Genomic DNA, 17229 nt, shown 5'->3' with positions numbered 1-17229 from the left:
GTGGGTCGCTCAGGCGGCGCTGGTCTCGCGGCGTTCCTCGGGGCGCGCGGGGCGGTTCTGGCCGCGCTCCTGCACGAAGACGATGTGCTCGTCGGGCTTCTCGCTGTTGACGAAGGAGCGGAAGCGCTGGCGCGTGGCGGGGTCGTTCACCGCGGTCTTCCATTCGCACTGGTAGGTGTCGACCACGTGCTGCATCTGCGCCTCGAGCTCGGCGCCCAGGCCCAGCGTGTCCTGCAGCAGCACGCCCTTGAGGTAGTCGAGGCCGCCCTCCAGGTTCTCGCGCCAGGTGCTGGTGCGCTGCAGGCGGTCGGCCGTGCGCACGTAGAACATCAGGAAGCGGTCGATCATGCGGATGAGGTCGGCCTTGCTCAGGTCGCTCGCCAGCAGCTCGGCATGGCGCGGCTTCATGCCACCGTTGCCGCACACATAGAGGTTCCAGCCCTTTTCGGTGGCGATGATGCCGACGTCCTTGCCCTGCGCCTCGGCGCATTCGCGGGTGCAGCCCGACACGCCGAACTTGATCTTGTGCGGCGCGCGCAGGCCCTTGTAGCGGTTCTCCAGTTCCACGGCCAGGCCGACGCTATCGTCCACGCCGTAGCGGCACCAGGTGGAGCCCACGCAGCTCTTCACCGTGCGCAGCGACTTGCCGTAGGCATGGCCCGACTCGAAGCCGGCGGCGATGAGTTCTTCCCAGATGGCCGGCAGTTGTTCGACGCGCGCGCCGAACATGTCCACGCGCGCACCGCCGGTGATCTTGGTGTACAGGCCGTACTTCTTCGCGACCTGGCCCACGGCGATCAGGCCCTCGGGCGTGACCTCGCCGCCCGGCATGCGCGGCACCACGGAGTAGGTGCCGTCCTTCTGGATGTTGCCCAGGAAGTAGTCGTTGCTGTCCTGCAGGCCGGCCAGGTCTTTCTTGAGCACGAACTCGTTCCAGCACGAGGCGAAGATGCTCGCTGCGGTCGGCTTGCAGATGTCGCAGCCCAGGCCCTTGCCGTGCTTCGTGAGCAGGTCGGCGAAGCTGCGGATCTCGCCCACGCGGATCAGGTGGTACAGCTCCTGGCGCGAGTAGGGGAAGTGCTCGCACAGGTGGTTGTTCACGGCCATGCCGCGCTTGGCCATTTCCATCTTCATGACCTGCGTGACCAGCGGCACGCAGCCGCCGCAGGTGGCGCCGGCCTGGGTGCAGGCCTTCATCTCGGCGGGCGTGCACACGCCCTGGCCCACGGCCTCGCAGATCTGGCCCTTGGTGACGCTGTTGCACGAGCAGATCTGCGCGCTGTCGGGCAGCGCATCGACGCCCAGGCCCGGCTTGGCCTTGCCGTCGCTGGACGGCAGGATCAGGAACTCGGGCTCGTCGGGCAGCACGATGCCGTTGAGCGCCAGCTGCAGCAGCGTGCCGTACTCGCCGGCGTCGCCGACCAGCACCGCGCCCAGCAGCTGCTTGCCGTCTTCGCTCACCACGATCTTCTTGTAGACCTGCTTGCGCTCGTCGATGTACTGGTAAGCGCGCGATTTCGGCGTCTTGCCGTGCGCGTCGCCGATGCTGGCCACGTCGACGCCCATCAGCTTGAGCTTGGTGCTCAGGTCGGCGCCGGTGAAGGCGGCGTCGTCCTGGCCAGCGATGTGGCGCGCGGCCACGCGGGCCATGTCGTAGCCCGGCGCGACGAGGCCGAAGGTCTGTTCGTTCCACGCCGCGCATTCGCCAATGGCGTAGACGTTGCGGTCGCTGGTGCGGCAGTGACTGTCGATCGCCACGCCGCCGCGCGGGCCCACGGCCAGCAGGCTCTGGCGTGCCAGTTCGTCGCGCGGGCGGATGCCGGCGGAGAACACGATCATGTCGGTCTCCAGGTGCGTGCCGTCGGCGAACACCATGCGGTGCCGTGCGCTCGCGCCGTCGACGATCTCCACCGTGTTGCGGCCGGTGTGCACGTGCAGGCCCAGCGCCTCGATGCTGCCGCGCAATGCACGGCCGCCGCCTTCGTCGACCTGCACCGCCATCAGGCGCGGTGCGAACTCGACCACGTGCGTTTCCAGGCCCATGTCGCGCAGCGCCTTGGCGCATTCCAGGCCCAGCAGGCCGCCGCCCACCACCACGCCGCTGCGCGACTTCGCGCCGCAGGCCTTCATGGCGTCCAGGTCCTCGATGGTGCGGTAGACAAAGCAGTTCGGCCGGTCGCGGCCCGGCACGGCCGGCACGAAGGGGTTGGAGCCGGTGGCCAGCACCAGCTTGTCGTAGGCGATCACCTCGCCGTCGGCCGTGGTCACGGTGTTGTTGCGCCGTTCGACGGCCACGGCCCGCGCGGCCAGGCGCAGCGTGAAGCCGCTGCGCTCGAAGAAGCCGGGCTCGACCAGCGACAGGTCGTCGGCCGTCTTGCCGGAGAAGTATTCGGACAGGTGCACCCGGTCGTAGGCCGGGCGCGGCTCTTCGCACAGCACGGTGACCTGTGCGCCGGGAATGCCGAGCGTGTGGAGTTGCTCGAGGAACTTGTGGCCGACCATGCCGTGGCCGATGACTGCGATCTTCATTGGGGGTCCTGCACGCAACCGGCCCTGGAAGGCGCCCCCGCAGCCACTGTCGAACAGACAGCGTCGTTGGGGCCCCCGCGACGGAACGGATGCGAAATGGGTTGGAGCAGACGAACCGGCGGCGGGCGGCCATCGGTGCGCTTGAACCCCGCCGTCGTTAGCGGAGGCACTGCGAACCCGCCGCAGAGGCCGGTGGGTCGCCACCGTGTTCAGCAATAAGCGTGCCGCGCTCAAAAGCCCGTGCGGCGGGCCTCATCGGCCGGTGGCGCACCGAAAGCGGACCGGGGCCGGCACGCCGCGCACGGGCGTCGTGCGCCGGCGCTCTCCGCATTGGTGCGCCGGGGTTGAAGGGCGGATGGGGGCGGCGGCGTCGGTGCGCGGGGCTTTTCCGTATGCTCGGGGCCTTGCAACGCAGGGCGAACGCCCCCACGAACCTCGAAGAACTTGCCATGTGCGGCTCCGAACTCCATTCCCTCCCTGAAGGTGTCCAGCGCGTCTCCCGCGTGCTGCAGGACGCCGGCCATCCCCATGCACCCCGCATGCTCGACGACGCCTGCCGCACCGCGCAGCAGGCCGCCGACGCGCTGGGCATCTCGGTCGGGCAGATCGCCAAGAGCATCATCTTCCGCCGCAAGAGCGACGAGGCGGCGGTGCTGGTCATCACCTCGGGCGACAAGCGCGTCGACGAGAAGAAGGTCGATGCCATCGTCGGCAAGACCGGCCGCGCCGACGCCGACTTCGTGAAGGCGCGCACCGGCTTCACCATCGGCGGCGTGTCGCCGGTGGGCCATGTGACCAAGCCGGTGGTGCTCATCGACCGCGAGCTGTTCCGCTTCGAGGAAATCTGGGCCGCCGCGGGCCATCCGCACGCCGTGTTCCAGCTGCACCCGAACGATTTAGAGAAGCTCACCGGCGCGCCGGTGGCCGACGTGGTGTGAACTTCGACGAAGCGCATGCGCTCGCCGAGCGCGCCGGGACCGTGCAGCGCATGGACGGCGAGGTGCCCTCGCCGTGCTCGTCGGTGTGCCGCATGGACCGCCTGAGCGGCTTCTGCGAAGGGTGCCTGCGCACCATCCCCGAGATCGCCGGCTGGAGCAAGATGGAAGACGACAGCCGCCGCCAGGTGTGGCGCGCGATCGAACTGCGGGCCCAGGCCGGCATCTGGCGCGTGCCCGAACCCACCACAGGAGACCACGACGCATGAAGCACATCGACTTCTATCTCGATTTCATCTCGCCCTACGCGCACCTGGCGTTCGAGCACCTGCCCGAGGCGCTCGAAGGCCTGAGCGTGAGCGTGGCCTACAAGCCCGTGCTGCTGGGCGCGCTGCTCAAGCACCACGGCCAGCTCGGGCCGGCCGAGATTCCATCCAAGCGCAGCTGGACCTACCGCCACGTGCTGTGGCTGGGCCAGGCGCACGGCATCCCGATCGAGATGCCGGCCTCGCACCCGTACAACCCGTTGCCGCACCTGCGCCTGGCCGTGGCCACGGGCGACGACGGCAGCATCAGCCGCCTGGCGGCCGAGACCCTCTTTCGCCATGTGTGGCGCGGCGGCGAAGAGGCGGGCGATGCCACGCGGCTGGCCGCGCTCACGGCGCAGCTGCAGCCGAAGCGCGACGTGAACGGCGACGAGAACAAGGCCCTGCTCAAGCGCAACACCGACGAGGCCGTGGCGCAGGGCGTGTTCGGCGTGCCCTGCTACGTGGTCGACGGGCGCCTGTTCTGGGGCTTCGACGGCCTCGCGATGCTGCGCGCCTACCTGCAGGGCGACGCCTGGTTCGACGGCCCGCAATGGACCGGCGCCGACCAGCGGCCCTCGTTGCTGCGTAAGAGCTGAGGCTTTTTTGCTGCTTCGCAGCAAGGACTGAGGACAAACCCGCGCAGGGTCCTTGTTTCTTACAAGCTGAAACGAGCAGCGCGGGTTTCACCCTAAACCGTAAGCGCCCGTTCAGTTTCGCGAAAGCCTCGGGTCAGTCGCGCCTCCAAGAATGCCCCACGGTCCCGAATGCCGGGAACCGATGGACGCATACATACACACCAGGAGACGACGATGGCAGCCACGCTAGATTCAAGGGGAGTGCCGCATCCGGCCCCCCGGCCCATGTCCGCGGAGGAGAAGAAGGTCATCTTCGCCTCCTCGCTCGGCACCGTGTTCGAGTGGTACGACTTCTATCTGTACGGTTCGCTCGCCGCGATCATCGCGAAGCAGTTCTTCAGCGGCCTGGATGCGGGCGCGGCCTTCATCTTCGCGCTGCTGGCGTTCGCCGCCGGCTTCCTGGTGCGTCCGTTCGGCGCCATCGTGTTCGGCCGCCTGGGCGACATGATCGGGCGCAAGTACACCTTCCTGGTGACGATCCTGATCATGGGCCTGTCGACCTTCATCGTCGGCCTCTTGCCCAGCTACGCGACCATCGGCGTCGCGGCGCCGGTGATCCTGATCGCGCTGCGCATGCTGCAGGGCCTGGCGCTCGGCGGCGAGTACGGCGGTGCCGCCACCTACGTGGCCGAGCACTCGCCGCACGGCAAGCGCGGTGCCTACACCTCGTGGATCCAGACCACGGCCACGCTCGGCCTGTTCCTGAGCCTGATCGTGATCCTGGGCGTGCGCACCTGGCTCGGTGAGCAGGCCTTCGGCGAGTGGGGCTGGCGCATTCCGTTCCTGGTCTCCATCCTGCTCCTGGCCATCTCGGTGTGGATCCGCCTGACGCTGTCCGAGTCGCCGGCCTTCCAGAAGATGAAGGCCGAGGGCAAGACCTCGAAGGCACCGCTCGCCGAATCCTTCGGCCAGTGGAAGAACCTGAAGATCGTGATCCTGGCGCTGATCGGCCTCACGGCCGGCCAGGCCGTGGTCTGGTACTCGGGCCAGTTCTACGCGCTGTTCTTCCTGACACAGCAGCTCAAGGTCGATGCGACCACCGCCAACCTGATGATCGCCGCCGCGCTGCTGCTGGGCACGCCCTTCTTCGTGGTGTTCGGCACGCTGTCCGACAAGATCGGCCGCAAGCCGATCATCATGGCCGGCTGCCTGCTGGCCGTGGTCACCTACTTCCCGGTCTTCAAGATGCTGACCGAAGCCGCCAACCCCGACCTGGCCCGCGCACAAGCCACGGCCGGCGTCACCGTGACGGCCGACCCGAAGACCTGCTCGTTCCAGGGCAACCCGGTGGCCCGCGAGATCGACTTCAAGAGCTCGTGCGACATCGCCAAGCGCTACCTCGTGCAGAACTCGGTGAGCTACGAGAACGTGGCCGGTGCGCCCGGCTCCGCGGCCGTCGTGAAGATCGGCGACAAGACCGTCGAGGCGCCCACCGGCGTGGTCGCGAACTCCAAGTTCGACGAAACCAGCGTCAAGGCCATCGCCGCCTTCAAGAAGGGCGTGGCCGAAGACCTGAAGGTCGCCGGCTACCCGTCCAAGGCCGATCCCGCCAAGATCAACAAGGTGCTGACCATCGTGCTGCTGTTCTGGCTGGTGCTGCTGGTGACCATGGTCTATGGCCCGATCGCCGCGATGCTGGTCGAGATGTTCCCCACGCGCATCCGCTACACCTCGATGAGCCTGCCGTACCACATCGGCAACGGCTGGTTCGGCGGCCTGCTGCCGACCACCGCCTTCGCCATCGTGGCCTCGACCGGCAACATGTACAACGGCCTGTGGTACCCGATCATCATCGCGGGCATCACGCTGGTGATCGGCACGCTGTTCATCCGCGAGACCAAGGACGTGGACATCTACGCCAACGACTGATCCTCGGCGGCATCTGGAGGGGGCCGCGCGGCGGCTGCCCTCCGTTCAACAAAGAGGCTTCATGCCCCGCGGCATGAGGCCTTTTTCTTGAGCCCTCTTCCTCCCCCTTTGCAACTTCTCAGGAGACAGTACCCATGTGGAAAATCGTTGTCGGCTTCGTCATCTTCGCCGCCATTGCCCTGTATGTGATTTCGATGGGCGGCGACAAGATCGACATGTCCGGCGAGAAGCACGGCGGCGACACGACGCACGCCCCCGCACCAGCGGCCACGCCGGCGCCTGGCGCATCGGCACCGGCCGCCGCGGCCTCCGCCGCGAAGTAACGCAACGGGGCGCGCGTCAGCGCTTGAAGCGGCCTTCGCTGATGATCGCGAGGTCCGCGAAGTCGATGCCGCTGTGGTCCTGCGGCGAGTAGCTCACCTCGAGCCCTCCGCCCAGGTCGTAGCCCTTGAGGCTTTCGAGCGCCGCCAGCACCTTGGCGCGCGTGGGCTTGGGGCCCGCGCGGCGCAAGGCCTCCACCAGCACCTTGGCCGAGGCGAAGCCTTCGAGCGCAGCCGGCGACAGCTCGCCCTGGCCCTTGGCGCGGGCGAGCGTCAGCGCCTCCTTCACCATCGGCTGGCCCATCGAGCGTTCGCTGGGGAACACCTGCGTCACGATCACGCCGCGGCTGGCGTCGCCCAGCTGCTTGATGAAGCCCGACGAGGCGTTGTTCGACAGCGTGACCACCTGCGCCGCCGAGCCCGCGGCGCGCAGCGCCTTGATGCCGTCGACCACCGCCACGCCCGAGCCGATCCACACCACCGCCTGCGCGTCGGCCTTCATGATGGCGGGCACGATGGTCTTGTAGTCGGGCTTCTCGCGGTCGGCCGGCACGGTCGCGATCGGCTGGGCCTTGCCCTTGGTGAAGCCGTTCATCGCGCCCTGCAGCGCGTCGGCGCCGAACGAATCGGTCACGTGGACCACGGCGATGCGCGTGAGGCCGATGGTCAGCAGGTGCTGCACCGCCTTCTCGGCTTCGCGCTGGTAGGTGGCGCGCACGTTGAACACGTGCTTTTGCAGCGGCTTGTGCAGCACCATCGCGCCGGTCGAGGGGCCGATGAGCGCCACCTCGTTCTTGTCCAGGTACGGGATGATGGCCTGCGAGTGCGGCGTGCCGCGGCTCATGAAGAGCGCCAGCACCTTCTTGTCCTCGATCAGCACGCGCGCGTTATCGCCCGCGCGCTTGACGTCGAAGGCGTCGTCCATGCGGATGACCTCGATCTTCTCGCCGTGGATGCCGCCCTGGGCATTGGCCGCGTCGATCACCAGTTGCGCGCCGCCGATGGTCTCGTTCACGCTCGCGGCCACCGAGCCGGTCATGCCGGCGGTCTGGCCGATCACGATCTGGGCGGAGGCGCCCATCGCGTACAGCGCCAGCAGGGCGGCCACGCCGAGCGCGTGCCGTGAACCTGCCACTTTCTTCTTCGTCATGAAAGCCTTTCGGAGCCTTCGGGAGACTCGCTGAACAATTGTGAAAACAAATGTCGCATTTGTTTCATAAAGTGTCTTAGGACGCATCCAGACAAACCCCTGCGCGGGCGCCGCCCATGCGCCGGCGTGGGCCGAAGCGTCACGAAGCACTCCCTAGAATGTTTGCCCCACCCCCCAAGGCACTCATGACACAGGGCTCCATCCGGATTCGCGGCGCGCGCCAGCACAACCTCCAGAACCTCGACCTCGACATCCGCACCGGCGAGATGACCGTGGTCACCGGGCCCAGCGGCTCGGGCAAGTCGAGCCTGGTGTTCGACACCCTCTACGCCGAAGGCCAGCGCCGCTACGTGGAGACCTTTTCCGCCTACGCGCGCCAGTTCCTGGACCGCATGGACAAGCCCGCCGTCGACAAGGTGGAGGGCGTGCCGCCCGCCATCGCCATCGACCAGACCAACCCGGTGCGCTCCTCGCGCTCCACGGTCGGCACGATGACCGAGCTGAACGACCACCTGAAGCTGCTCTACGCGCGCGCGGCCCAGCTGTTCGACCGCGAGACCGCGCTGCCGGTGCGCCACGACTCGCCCGACAGCATCTACGCACAGATCGCCGAGCGCGCGGCGGCCGGGGGCGACCCGCGCATCGTCATCACCTTCCCGGTCGAGCTGCCGGCCGGCACCACGGCGGACGAAGTGACGCAGTGGCTGTCGGCCAGCGGCTTCACGCGCGTGCAGGCCGAGCGCGAGGTGGCCACGCCCACCGGCCCGCGCAAGGTGCTCGACGTGGTGGCCGACCGCTTCCGCATCTCGAGCGCGGAGCGCGCGCGCGTGGTCGAAGCGATCGAGGTGGCGCTCAAGCGCGGCAGCGGCCGCGTCACCGTGCATGCGACTGGCGCCGAGGAAAACGCACCGACCGACGTCTGGAAGTTCTCCACCGGCCTGCATTGCCCCGAAAGCGACATCCGCTACACCGACCCCATCCCGTCGATGTTCTCGTTCAACTCGGCGGTGGGCGCCTGCGACACCTGCCGTGGCTTCGGCCGCGTGATCGGCGTCGACCTGGGGCTCGTGATCCCGAACGACAAGCTCACGCTGCGCGCCGGCGCCATCAAGACCATCCAGACGCCCGCGTGGAAAGAGGCGCAGGACGACCTCATGCGCCACGCCGAGGCCGCCGGCATTCCGCGCGACACGCCGTGGAACAAGCTCACCGAGGAGCAGAAGCACTGGGTGATCGAGGGCACGCCCAACTACAAGGACGGCAACTGGAACAAGCAGTGGTACGGCGTGCGCCGCTTCTTCGGCTACCTGGAGAGCAAGGCCTACAAGATGCACATCCGCGTGCTCTTGTCGAAGTACCGCAGCTACACGCCGTGCCCCGTGTGCAGCGGCGCGCGCCTGAAGCTCGATCCGCTGCTGTGGCGCATCGGCAGCAAGGACGACGCCGACGCGGTGCTGCCGCCTGAAAAGCGCTTCCTGCCCACCGGCGCGAAGTGGAGCCGCGCGCAGCTCGAGGCGCTGCCCGGCCTGTGCCTGCATGACCTGATGCTGTTGCCCATCGAGCGGCTGCGCAAGTTCTTCGACCGCGTGGAACACCACGGCAACGGCAGCCCCGCCAGCGAAGGCGAGGCGCAGGCGCTGAAGCTGCTGTTCGAAGAGATCACCACGCGCCTGCGCTACCTGCACGACGTGGGCATCGGCTACCTCACGCTCGACCGCCAGAGCCGCACGCTCAGCGGCGGCGAGGTCCAGCGGATCAACCTCACGACGGCGCTGGGCACCTCGCTGGTGAACACGCTGTTCGTGCTCGACGAGCCCAGCATCGGCCTGCACCCGCGCGACATGAACCGCATCACCGAGGCCATGCTGCGCCTGCGCGATGCGGGCAACACGCTGGTGGTGGTCGAGCACGACCCGGCCGTGATGCTCGCGGCCGACCGCGTGATCGACATGGGCCCCGGCCCCGGCGCACGCGGCGGACAGATCGTGTTCGACGGCGGCACCGACCAGCTGCGCGACGCCGACACGCTCACCGGCCAGTACCTGGGCGGGCGCAAGAAGATCGGCATGGGCTTCAAGCGGCTCGTGAGCGAGAACACGCACCGGCTCATCCTCGAAGGCGTGCGCGAGCACAACCTGAAGAACATCACGGTCGACTTTCCGCTCGCGCGCCTGGTGTGCGTGACCGGCGTGAGCGGCTCGGGCAAATCGACGCTCATCCAGGACGTGCTGGCGCCCGCGCTCATGCGCCACTTCGGCAAGGCCACCGAGACGCCGGGCGCGCACGACCGCATGCTCGGCGCCGATCACCTGGGCGACGTGGTGTTCGTCGACCAGTCGCCCATCGGCAAGACCGCGCGTTCCAATCCCGCGAGCTACGTGGGCGCGTGGGACGCCATCCGCGAGATCTTCGCCACCGCGGCGCTGTCGCGCCAGCGCGGCTACACCGCGAGCAAGTTCAGCTTCAACTCCGGCGACGGGCGCTGCCCCACCTGCGGCGGCTCGGGCTTCGAGCACGTCGAGATGCAGTTCCTGTCGGACGTGTACCTGCGCTGCCCCGACTGCGACGGCAAGCGCTACCGGCCCGAGATTCTCGAAGTGAAGATCGAGCGCAAGGGTCGCGGCTACAACGTGGCCGACATCCTGGAGCTCACCGTGGCCGAGGCCGCGGCGCTGTTCGACACCGACCGCGACGTGCTGCGCGTGCTGCAGCCCATCGTCGACGTGGGCCTGGACTACGTGAAGCTCGGCCAGCCCGTGCCCACGCTCTCGGGCGGCGAGGCGCAGCGCCTGAAGCTGGCGGGCTTCCTGGCCGAAGCGGCCAAGAGCTCGACCGCGAGCCGCCAGATGGTGGCGCGCAAGGGCACGCTGTTCCTGTTCGACGAGCCGACCACCGGCCTGCACTTCGACGACATCGCGCGGCTCATGCGCGCGCTGCGCAAGCTGCTCGACGCGGGCCATTCGCTGATCGTCATCGAGCACAACCTCGACGTGATCCGCGCCAGCGACTGGCTCATCGACCTCGGCCCCGAAGGCGGCGACGCCGGCGGCCAGGTGGTGGCCGAGGGCACGCCCGAGCAACTGCGCGAGAACCGCGCCTCGCTCACCGGCGCGGCGCTGGCCGACTACGAGCTCGCCGTCGGACCGGGCGCCTACAAGGTGGCCGAACGCGCCGCGCGCCGCTACATCGCCAACGCCAAGACGGCGCCGGGCGGCAACGCCATCGAAATCGTCAACGCGCGCGAGCACAACCTGAAGAACCTCAGCGTCGACATCCCGCGCGGCAAGTTCAGCGTGGTGACGGGCGTGAGCGGCTCGGGCAAGTCGACGCTGGCCTTCGACATCCTGTTCAACGAAGGCCAGCGCCGCTACCTCGAATCGCTCAACGCCTATGCGCGCAGCATCGTGCAGCCGGCGGGCCGGCCTGAGGTGGACGCGGTGTACGGCATTCCGCCCACGGTGGCCATCGAGCAGCGCCTGTCGCGCGGCGGCCGCAAGAGCACGGTGGGCACCACCACCGAGGTGTGGCACTTCCTGCGCCTGCTGTATGTGAAGCTGGGCATCCAGCACTGCGTGCACGACGGCGCGGCCGTGCAGCCCCAGACGCCCGACAGCATCGCCGCGCAGCTGATGCGCAACTTCAAGGGCCAGCACATCGGCCTGCTCGCGCCGCTGGTGAGCAACCGCAAGGGCGTGTACACCGAGTTGGCCGACTGGGCGCGCCCGCGCGGCTTCACGCACCTGCGCGTGGACGGCGACTTTTTGCCGACCACGGGCTTTCCGCGCATCGACCGCTTCAAGGAACACAGCATCGAGCTGCCCGTGGCCAGCCTCGACGTGCTGCCTTCGCAGGAGAACGAACTGCGCGCGGCGCTCACCAGGGCGCTCGAGCACGGCAAGGGCGTGGTGCATGTGCTGAGCGAACTCGACGGCCTGCGCGCCGCCATGATGGCCGGCGTGTCCGCCGTGGGCATCGGCCGCGTGCAGGTGTTCTCCACGCTGCGCGCCTGCCCGGTGTGCAGCACCAGCTATGCCGAGCTCGATCCGCGCCTGTTCAGCTACAACAGCAAGCACGGCTGGTGTCCCGACTGCGTGGGCACGGGCGTGAAGCTCAGCAAGGACCAGCGCAAGGTCTTCGATGACTCGATCCGCGACGACGACAGCAAGGGCCGCGAGCAGACCTTCGCCGAACCCGAGGTGGAAGACCTCGCCGACGTGGCCTGCCCGACCTGCGAGGGCACGCGCCTGAACGCCACCGCGCGCGCCGTGGGCTTCGGCACCGCGGCCGACGGCTCGGGCGGCATCGGCATCACCCAGCTGGCGCGCATGAGCGTCACCGAGGTGCGCCAGTGGTTCGAAGGGCTGGTGCTCAACGGCCGCGAAGCCGAGATCGCCCGCGACCTCGTGCCCGAGATCAAGAGCCGCCTCGAATTCCTCGAGGAGGTGGGCCTGGGCTACCTCACGCTCGACCGTGGCGCGCCCACGCTCTCGGGCGGCGAGGCGCAGCGCATCCGCCTGGCGGCGCAGCTGGGCAGCAACCTGCAGGGCGTGTGCTACGTGCTCGACGAGCCGACCATCGGCCTGCACGCGCGCGACAACCAGATCCTGCTGAACGCGCTGCACAAGCTCGGCGAGAAGGGCAACACGCTGGTGGTGGTGGAGCACGACGAAGACACCATCCGGCGCGCCGACCACATCATCGACATCGGCCCCAGCGCCGGCAAGCGCGGGGGGCGCCTCGTGGCCGAGGGCACGGTGGCCGACATCCAGAAGGCCGGCGATTCGCAGACCGGCCGCTACCTGCGCGACGCCATCAAGCACCCGCTGCAGGCGCGCCGCCTCATTCCCTCGCCCGATCCGAAGGCGGAAGACAGCGGCAACTGGCTCACCGTGCACGGCGCCGACCTGCACAACCTGCAGGATGTGACCGCCACGCTGCCGCTGCACCGCCTCGTGGTGGTCACGGGCGTGAGCGGCTCGGGCAAGTCGACGCTCGCGCGCGACGTGCTGCTGGCCAGCGTGCAGGGCATCGTGGTGCAGCGCATGACCAAGGCCGGCCGCGACGCCGACGCCGCGGGCAAGCGCCCGGCCTGGACCGGCTGCCGCGGCGTCGACGGCTACGAGGTCATCGACCGCGTGCTCGAGGTCGACCAGACGCCCATCGGCAAGACGCCGCGCAGCTGCCCCGCCACCTACATCGGTTTCTGGGACACCATCCGCAAGCTCTTTGCCGACACGCTCGAGGCCAAGGCGCGCGGCTACGGCCCGGCGCGCTTCAGCTTCAACACCGGCGAAGGCCGCTGCCCGGGCTGCGAAGGCGCGGGCGTGCGCACCATCGAGATGAGCTTCCTGCCCGACGTGAAGGTGCCCTGCGAGGTCTGCCACGGCGCGCGCTTCAACCCCGAGACGCTGGCCGTGAGCTGGCGCGGCAAGAGCATCGGCGATGTGCTGAAGATGGAGGTCGACGAGGCGGTCGAGTTCTTCGCCAGCATGCCCAACATCGCGCATCCGCTGCAACTGCTGAAGGACGTGGGCCTGGGCTACCTCACGCTGGGGCAGCCGTCGCCCACCCTGTCGGGCGGCGAGGCGCAGCGCATCAAGCTGGTGACCGAACTCAGCAAGGTGCGCGACGACATCACGCGCCGCGGCCAGAAGGCGCCGCACACGCTGTACGTGCTCGACGAACCGACCGTGGGCCTGCACATGGCCGACGTCGAGAAGCTGATCCACGTGCTGCACCGGCTGGTGAACGGCGGCCACAGCGTGGTGGTGATCGAGCACGACCTCGACCTGATCGCCGAAGCCGACTGGATTCTCGACCTCGGGCCCGAAGGCGGCAACGCCGGCGGGCGCATCGTGGCGGCGGCGCCGCCGGAGGAGGTGGTGCGATTGGGTACGCACACTGGCGTAGCTCTAAAGGCCGTGTTGGCACGTTGACGCGCACAGGCGCACAATGGCTTGAACCCTTGGCGCAGGCGCATCCTGAATCAGCCATGGTGGAGACCGTGTGAACGGATGAAGCGCCGTGCCGGGGGCTACGCAAGGAGCCGCGCCATGACCCGCTTCATCGATGTTCACAGCCTGGTTCGCCTGGTGGATGAGACCGGCGTCCCGGAATTCCTCGTCACGCTGGCCGACGCGCTGCGCGACGACTTCCTGCGATGGCGCGAGTTCGACAAGAAGGCGCGCGTGGCCAGCCATTCGCACCTGGGCGTGATCGAGCTCATGCCCGTGGCCGACGACGGCGCCTATGCCTTCAAGTACGTCAACGGCCACCCGCACAACACGCAGGTCGGCCTGCCCACGGTCATGGCCTTCGGCGTGCTGGCCGAGGTCGACACGGGCTATCCCGTGCTGCTGTCCGAACTCACGCTCACCACCGCGCTGCGCACGGCCGCCACTTCGGCCATGGCCGCCAAGGCGCTGGCGCGGCCCGATGCGCGCAGCCTGGCGCTGATCGGCAACGGCTCGCAGAGCGAGTTCCAGGCGCTGGCCTTCCATGCGCTGCTGGGCATCGAGCAGGTGCGCGTGTTCGACATCGACCCGCGCGCCACCGACAAGCTGGTGCGCCACCTCGCGGCCTGCACGCCGATGGAGATCGTGCGCGCCGGCTCCACCGCCGAGGCGGTGCGCGGCGCCGACATCGTGACCACCATCACCGCCTACCAGGGCCACGCGACCGTGCTCACGCCCGACATGATCGAGCCCGGCATGCACATCAACGCCGTGGGCGGCGATTCGCCCGGCAAGACCGAGCTGCACCCCGACGTGCTGCGCGGCGCGCGCGTGTTCGTCGAGTACGAGCCGCAGACCCGCATCGAGGGCGAGATCCAGCAGCTGGCGCCCGACTTCCCGGTGCACGAGCTGTGGCGCGTGCTGCTGGGCGAAGTGCCGGGCCGCGAGCGGCCCGAGCAGGTGACGGTGTTCGACTCGGTCGGCTTCGCGCTGGAGGACTACACGGCGCTGCGCTGCATCCAGCAGCTGGCGCTGGAGCGCGGCGTGGGCCGGCAGATCGCGCTGGTGCCCGAGCTCGACGACCCGAAGGACCTGTTCGGTCTCACCGCCTCGGGGCGGCGCCGGGCGGTGCTGCGGCGTGCGGCATGATGGCAGGCCCTGTCGTCACGCCCTTCGCCGCTTCATGCTCACCATCTACAACGACCAGCACGCCCTGCACCAAGGCCAAGTCGAAATGTTCCGGGGCGAGCTGGTGCCCTGCTTCGAGGTGCCCGCCCGCGTCGACCATGTGAGGCACGAACTCGAGCGGCGCGGCCTCGGCCCGCTGCAGGCGCCCGACGCGTTCGACGACGCGCTGCTGGCGAAGGTGCATGCGCCGCGTTACCTCGATTTCATCGCCCATGCCTGGGACGAGTGGGTGGCGCTTGATGCCGCCAACGCCACGCGCGACGCGCTGCCGTCGTACTGGCCCACACGCGGCATGCGCACCGACGTGCTGCCCCAGAGCTTTCCCGCGCGCCTGGGCCTTTTTTCGTTTGATGCCGGCACGCCGCTGATGGCGGGCAGCTGGGCCGCCGCGCGCCACGGCGCCGCCTGCGCGTGGACGGCGGCGCAGCGCGTCCTCGGCGGCGAGCGCAGCGCCTTCGCCCTCACGCGCCCGCCGGGCCACCATGCGGGCGCCGACTTCTTCGGCGGCTACTGCTTCGTCAACAACGCCGCCGTCGCCGCGCAGGCGCTGCGCGATGCGGGCGTCGAACGCGTGGCCGTGCTCGATGTCGACTACCACCACGGCAACGGCACGCAGGCGATCTTCTACGAACGCAGCGACGTGCACTTCGCCAGCCTGCACGGCGACCCGCTGACCGACTACCCGTACTACCTGGGCCATGCCGACGAGCGCGGCGCGGGCGCGGGCGAGGGCTTCAACCACAACCTGCCGCTGCCGCGCGGCACCGACTTCACAGCCTGGCGCGCGGCGCTCAAGACGGCGCTCGACGGCATCGCAAAGGTCAAGGCCGGCGCGCTCGTGGTCTCGCTGGGCGTCGACACCTTCGAGGGCGACCCGATCTCGGGCTTCAAGCTGAAAAGCGGCGACTACCTGCGCATGGGCGAAGACCTCGCGCGCGCGGGCCTGCCCACCGTGTTCGTGTTCGAGGGCGGCTATGCGGTCGCCGAGGTGGGTGTGAACGCGGTCAACGTTCTCGAAGGCTTCGCGCAAGCCGCGGGCTGAGCGGGCGAGTAGCCCCGGCGACAGCAGTCGGGTGAGCCCCGATTGCTGCACCGGGCGGGGCAGGGCCCAATGCGCGGCTCGATCCACGCTTCAGGAGCCTTCCGTCATGTTTCGCCGTTCCCTTCTCCGTGCCGCCACGCTGGCCGCCTGCGGCCTCGCTGCGCCGCTGGCGGTGCTTGCACAGGCCTTTCCCGCGAAGCCCATCAAGCTCGTGATCGCCTTTCCCGCGGGCGGCCCGACCGACATCACCATGCGCCAGCTGGCCGACAACGCCAGCAAGATCCTGGGCCAGCCCGTGATCATCGACAACAAGCCCGGCGCCGGCGGCACGCTGCCCGCGCAGGCGTTGCAGACCGCGCAGCCCGACGGCTACACCGTCGCGCAGATTCCGCTGGGCGTGTTCCGCCTGGGCTACACCACGAAGATCAACTGGGACCCGCTCAAGGACATCAGCTACGTGCTGAACGTCACCGGCTATGCCTTCGGCATCGTCGTGCCGGCCGACAGCCCCTTCAAGACCTGGGCCGACTTCGTCGCCTACGCCAAGGCCAACCCCGGCAAGCTCACCTACGGCTCGACCGGCAACCTGACCAGCCCGCACCTCACGACCGAGATCGTGGCGCAGAAGGCCGGCATCACGTTGCAGCACGTGCCCTACAAGGGCAGCGCCGACCTGATGCTCGCGGTGGTCAGCGGCCAGCTCATGGCCGCGGCCGACAGCACCGGCTTCGCGCCGCAGGTCGAAGCCGGCAAGCTGCGCGTGCTCAACACCTGGGGCGAGAAGCGCCTGGCCAAGTTCCCCGACGCGCCGACGCTGAAGGAGCTGGGCTACGACGTGGTGCAGAACTCGCCCTTCGGCATCGGCGCGCCCAAGGGCACCCCGCCCGAGGTCGTGAAGAAGCTGCACGACGCGTTCAAGCAGGCGATGGAAGAACCGAGCTACGTGGCCTCGCTCGGCCGCTACGACATGCTGCCCAACTACATGAGCTCGGCCACGTACACCAAGTTCGCGCAGGACACGGTGGTGCGCGAGAAAGTGATCATCGACAAGCTGGGGTTGGCGAAGGAGAAGTAAGCGCCCGCCGGAAAAGGGGAGGCGTGCGCGGCGCCTACCCCGATCCGCGACCGCTGTCCTGAACTCACCCCCTATATCCCTCCGTAATCTAGGCGTTAACCCTATGTAATCCCTTTGTCTTCCAGCGCAGGAAAACTCGGACCCAGTCTCGCGGCAACAAGGCCCGGACGTCCCAAAGTCGCGCCCGGTCTCGGCGCAGCGACATCCCCCTCCTGGAGTGACAC

General features: G+C 68.8%; 11 protein-coding genes. 9 read left to right on the top strand and 2 right to left on the bottom strand.

The genetic code is table 11. From position 1 onward, the window contains the following. Positions 1-9: 9 nt before the first annotated feature. Positions 10-2529 carry a nitrite reductase large subunit NirB gene (nirB, locus tag AC1RL8_RS25985; RefSeq protein WP_492686429.1) on the bottom strand — a complete coding sequence of 840 codons (2520 nt, stop codon included), beginning with the start codon at positions 2527-2529 and terminating at the stop codon, positions 10-12. A gap of 449 nt (positions 2530-2978) precedes the next feature. Between nirB and AC1RL8_RS25980 the strand changes: the two genes are divergently transcribed. From AC1RL8_RS25980 to AC1RL8_RS25960, 5 genes are all read left to right on the top strand, one after another. Beyond that, positions 2979-3467 carry a YbaK/EbsC family protein gene (locus AC1RL8_RS25980; RefSeq protein WP_056577405.1) on the top strand — a complete coding sequence of 163 codons (489 nt, stop codon included), beginning with the start codon at positions 2979-2981 and terminating at the stop codon, positions 3465-3467. After that, on the top strand, positions 3464-3733 hold the full coding sequence (locus tag AC1RL8_RS25975; RefSeq protein ID WP_082818188.1) for a DUF1289 domain-containing protein: 270 nt from the start codon (positions 3464-3466) through the stop codon (positions 3731-3733). Before AC1RL8_RS25980 ends, AC1RL8_RS25975 begins: the two co-directional genes overlap by 4 nt. Next, the gene (locus tag AC1RL8_RS25970; RefSeq protein WP_139701370.1) at positions 3730-4368 is read left to right on the top strand and encodes a 2-hydroxychromene-2-carboxylate isomerase; all 639 of its coding nucleotides are present in this window, start codon (positions 3730-3732) and stop codon (positions 4366-4368) included. Before AC1RL8_RS25975 ends, AC1RL8_RS25970 begins: the two co-directional genes overlap by 4 nt. Positions 4369-4581: 213 nt before the next feature. After that, on the top strand, positions 4582-6276 hold the full coding sequence (locus tag AC1RL8_RS25965; protein WP_062477354.1) for an MFS transporter: 1695 nt from the start codon (positions 4582-4584) through the stop codon (positions 6274-6276). A 134-nt stretch (positions 6277-6410) separates the two neighbouring features. After that, on the top strand, positions 6411-6599 hold the full coding sequence (locus AC1RL8_RS25960) for a hypothetical protein (RefSeq protein WP_056577413.1): 189 nt from the start codon (positions 6411-6413) through the stop codon (positions 6597-6599). A gap of 16 nt (positions 6600-6615) precedes the next feature. On the opposite strand, the gene AC1RL8_RS25955 is transcribed toward AC1RL8_RS25960, so the two are convergent. Next, entirely contained in the window at positions 6616-7746 is a 1131-nt protein-coding gene (locus AC1RL8_RS25955) for an ABC transporter substrate-binding protein (protein ID WP_139701371.1), read from the bottom strand. A 185-nt stretch (positions 7747-7931) separates the two neighbouring features. Between AC1RL8_RS25955 and uvrA the strand changes: the two genes are divergently transcribed. From uvrA to AC1RL8_RS25935, 4 genes are all read left to right on the top strand, one after another. After that, positions 7932-13682 (top strand): excinuclease ABC subunit UvrA, encoded by a 5751-nt coding sequence (uvrA, locus tag AC1RL8_RS25950; protein ID WP_492686430.1) that lies wholly within the window; start codon positions 7932-7934, stop codon positions 13680-13682. Positions 13683-13799: 117 nt separating this feature from the next. Then, on the top strand, positions 13800-14849 hold the full coding sequence (gene ocd, locus AC1RL8_RS25945) for an ornithine cyclodeaminase (RefSeq protein WP_492686431.1): 1050 nt from the start codon (positions 13800-13802) through the stop codon (positions 14847-14849). 34 nt (positions 14850-14883) lie between these two features. Continuing rightward, positions 14884-15930, top strand: a complete 1047-nt coding sequence (locus tag AC1RL8_RS25940; protein WP_492686432.1) for a histone deacetylase family protein — start codon at positions 14884-14886, stop codon at positions 15928-15930. Positions 15931-16036: 106 nt separating this feature from the next. Next, the gene (locus tag AC1RL8_RS25935) at positions 16037-17005 is read left to right on the top strand and encodes a Bug family tripartite tricarboxylate transporter substrate binding protein (RefSeq protein ID WP_095947927.1); all 969 of its coding nucleotides are present in this window, start codon (positions 16037-16039) and stop codon (positions 17003-17005) included. Positions 17006-17229 lie beyond the last annotated feature (224 nt).

The organism is Variovorax sp. GW822-FHT04E09 (assembly GCF_058800845.1).
The sequence above is the reverse complement of the archived record's forward strand: the minus strand, read 5'-3'. Positions and strand labels throughout refer to the sequence as shown.

What these genes read in the sequence shown, in the direction of transcription:
- nirB (WP_492686429.1), bottom strand. Translation starts at nt 2,529, where the DNA reads ATGAAGATCGCAGTCATCGGCCACGGCATGGTCGGCCACAAGTTCCTC.
- AC1RL8_RS25980 (WP_056577405.1), top strand. Translation starts at nt 2,979, where the DNA reads ATGTGCGGCTCCGAACTCCATTCCCTCCCTGAAGGTGTCCAGCGCGTC.
- AC1RL8_RS25970 (WP_139701370.1), top strand. Translation starts at nt 3,730, where the DNA reads ATGAAGCACATCGACTTCTATCTCGATTTCATCTCGCCCTACGCGCAC.
- AC1RL8_RS25965 (WP_062477354.1), top strand. Translation starts at nt 4,582, where the DNA reads ATGGCAGCCACGCTAGATTCAAGGGGAGTGCCGCATCCGGCCCCCCGG.
- AC1RL8_RS25960 (WP_056577413.1), top strand. Translation starts at nt 6,411, where the DNA reads ATGTGGAAAATCGTTGTCGGCTTCGTCATCTTCGCCGCCATTGCCCTG.
- AC1RL8_RS25955 (WP_139701371.1), bottom strand. Translation starts at nt 7,746, where the DNA reads ATGACGAAGAAGAAAGTGGCAGGTTCACGGCACGCGCTCGGCGTGGCC.
- uvrA (WP_492686430.1), top strand. Translation starts at nt 7,932, where the DNA reads ATGACACAGGGCTCCATCCGGATTCGCGGCGCGCGCCAGCACAACCTC.
- ocd (WP_492686431.1), top strand. Translation starts at nt 13,800, where the DNA reads ATGACCCGCTTCATCGATGTTCACAGCCTGGTTCGCCTGGTGGATGAG.
- AC1RL8_RS25940 (WP_492686432.1), top strand. Translation starts at nt 14,884, where the DNA reads ATGCTCACCATCTACAACGACCAGCACGCCCTGCACCAAGGCCAAGTC.
- AC1RL8_RS25935 (WP_095947927.1), top strand. Translation starts at nt 16,037, where the DNA reads ATGTTTCGCCGTTCCCTTCTCCGTGCCGCCACGCTGGCCGCCTGCGGC.